Here is a 2,551-nt window from a genome sequence, read left to right as displayed (position 1 = left end):
GAACGAACCCGCTTCCGCGGGAGGGCGCCTGTCTCTTCGTTCACGGATTTCATAAGGAAGATCACGTTCTGATTGAGCGTCGCCCGGTGCGGGCAGACGATCCTGGCTCCCTTTACCCTGTGGAGCCTTGTCATGACGACCCATTCCGTTTCCGCCACGCCCGTCAGCTCTCTGCGCCAACGCCTGATCGACGATATGACCATGCGGCGTTTCTCTCGCGCGACGCAGCGCAACTATCTGCGCGACATCGGTCGCTTGGCCGCGTTTCTCGAACGTTCCCCCGATACGGCGACTTCTGAGGATCTGCGTCGTTTTCAGGTCGCCATGCAGGAGGCCGGCCTTGGCGTGCCGACGATGAACGCGGTCGTCTCGGCCCTGCGCTTCTTCTTCGTTCATACGATCGATCGCCCCGACCTTGCCCGCAAACTGGTGCGGCTGCGCTATCCGCGCAGCTTGCCGGACGTTCTCAGCCCGGACGAGGTCCACCGGCTCCTCGATGCGACGGTCTGCCTGAAGCATCTTGCAGCCCTTTCGGTCGCCTATGGCGCGGGCTTGCGCGTCGCCGAGGTCTCGACGCTCAGGGTCGCCGACGTCGACTCCACCCGCATGCTGCTGCGCGTCGAACACGGCAAGGGCGGGCGCGATCGCAACGCCATGCTGTCCGCCGACCTCCTTACCCTCCTGCGGGACTGGTGGGTCGAGGGGCATCGGCATGGTGTCCTCCATCGCGAGGGCTGGCTGTTTCCCGGCCAGAGCTGGGACCGGCCGATCTCGACGCGCCAGCTCCATCGCATCGTGGTCGAGGCTGCCCGGGCAGCGGATATCCCGAAGAGGGTCGGGCCGCACACGCTGCGCCATTCCTTCGCGACGCACCTCCTCGAAGACGGCGTCGATATCCGCGTGATCCAGGTGCTGCTCGGCCACGCCAAGCTCGACACCACCGCGCTCTACGCCAAAGTCGCCGTGCGCACGGTAAGAACCGTCGTCAGTCCGCTCGACCGGCTTGCCCTGTTAGAAAACCGAGGTGCCGAACCCGGCTAAGCCGTTGGCTGCCGGGATCGAACTCGCCGACATCTTCCGCATCGCAGGCCCCGCCTTCAAGGCGTCCCGCCTCGGACATCTAAGCCTTTGCGAACTGAAGGTGATGTCGGCGATTGAAGCCTGTCGAACAGCAGCCCTCGGCGGACACGTCGAAGGCTGCGACGACTGCGGCCATCTGCGGATCGCTTATAACTCCTGCCGCAACCGGCACTGCCCACGATGCCAGGGTGCGGCGGCCCGCGACTGGCTGGCTGAGCGCGAGGCCGACCTCCTGCCGGTCGGCTACTTCCATGTCGTCTTCACTCTGCCCGCCGAGATCGCGGCCATCGCGTTCCAGAACAAGCGGGCCGTCTACGATCTCCTGTTCCGGACGGCGTCCGAGACGATGACGACGATCGCCGCAGACCCGAAGCATCTGGGCGCCCGCATCGGTCTCACCGCCGTTCTCCACACCTGGGGCTCGGCGATGACCCATCATCCGCATCTGCACATGATCGTGCCCGGCGGCGGTCTCTCTCTGGACGGTTCACGATGGATCACCTCGCGTCCCGCCTTCCTTCTGCCCGTGCGAGTACTCGGAGCGCTGTTCCGCCGCCTGTTTCTCGAAGGGCTCGGTGCGCTTCATGCCAGCGGCGGACTCGCCTTCCATGGCTCACTCGCTCATCTCGCCGAACCACGTGCTTTCGCCAGCCATCTCGCGCCTGTCCGCAAGAAGGGCTGGGTCGTCTATTCCAAGCCGCCCTTCGCCGGGCCGAAGGCCGTGCTCTCCTACCTGTCGCGCTACACCCACCGGGTCGCGATCTCGTCACGCCGGATCGCGGCCTTCGACGGCACCAATGTAACCTTCCGCGTCAAGGACTACCGAAAGGACGGCGCCGCCAGACACCGCACCCTGACGCTGGAAGCCGGCGAGTTCATCCGTCGCTTCCTCATCCATATCCTCCCGAAGGGATTCCATCGCATCCGGCATTATGGGTTTTTGACAGGGCCGAACCGCAAGGCCGGGCTCGAGCGCATCCGTACGCTGCGCGGTGCGCCACCTATCCCGCAACCATCGCCTGACGAACCCGAGGCCTCGGAGCAATCCAACACCCGTCCACCTTGCCCCTGTTGCAGTGGCTCCATGCGGATCGTCGGCGTCTTCCTGCGATGGCGACAGCCGCGGGGGCCGCCATCGCGCTCATCACCAGACCGGGAGTGTCCGCCATGACCCGGCATGGCACAACGTTGCTGTCAGCCTCGAGAGCCGCGCTCCGGGGCACGGATCTCTTCGTGCCTATTTGCAAGACCCGCTTGGGAAACCGCACCCTTGCGCCCGAAAAGTACCCATCCGCAACGCTGTTCGGTCGACATCGACGCCGACAAAGGCCAAGCGCGACACCACTCGGGCCTGGAAATCGATCACACAGGATCAGCTCTCAGCCGAAAACCCCATAGTCCCGTTCCAGCATCCCGCAGGTTCGTTCTTCGCGGACTTTCGTACGCCTCGCGGCGCCCGAAACTCTTCAAG

General features: G+C 65.0%; 2 protein-coding genes. Both read left to right on the top strand.

What is annotated here, in order from left to right; all coding sequences use genetic code 11:
- The first annotated feature begins 132 nt into the window (after positions 1–132).
- Positions 133–1,041 carry a tyrosine-type recombinase/integrase gene (locus tag ABRA89_RS20300; protein WP_349943318.1) on the top strand — a complete coding sequence of 303 codons (909 nt, stop codon included), beginning with the start codon at positions 133–135 and terminating at the stop codon, positions 1,039–1,041.
- A complete protein-coding gene (locus tag ABRA89_RS20295) occupies positions 1,025–2,251 on the top strand; it encodes an IS91 family transposase (protein WP_463671329.1) in 1,227 nt (408 codons plus the stop codon). Before ABRA89_RS20300 ends, ABRA89_RS20295 begins: the two co-directional genes overlap by 17 nt.
- Positions 2,252–2,551: the final 300 nt, after the last annotated feature.

It is taken from the genome of Fulvimarina thalattae, from assembly GCF_040239565.1.
Taxonomy (GTDB): domain Bacteria; phylum Pseudomonadota; class Alphaproteobacteria; order Rhizobiales; family Rhizobiaceae; genus Fulvimarina.
The sequence above is the reverse complement of the archived record's forward strand: the minus strand, read 5'-3'. Positions and strand labels throughout refer to the sequence as shown.

Excerpts from the sequence above, each read along its gene's own strand:
- ABRA89_RS20300 (WP_349943318.1), top strand. The coding sequence starts at position 133 with ATGACGACCCATTCCGTTTCCGCCACGCCCGTCAGCTCTCTGCGCCAA.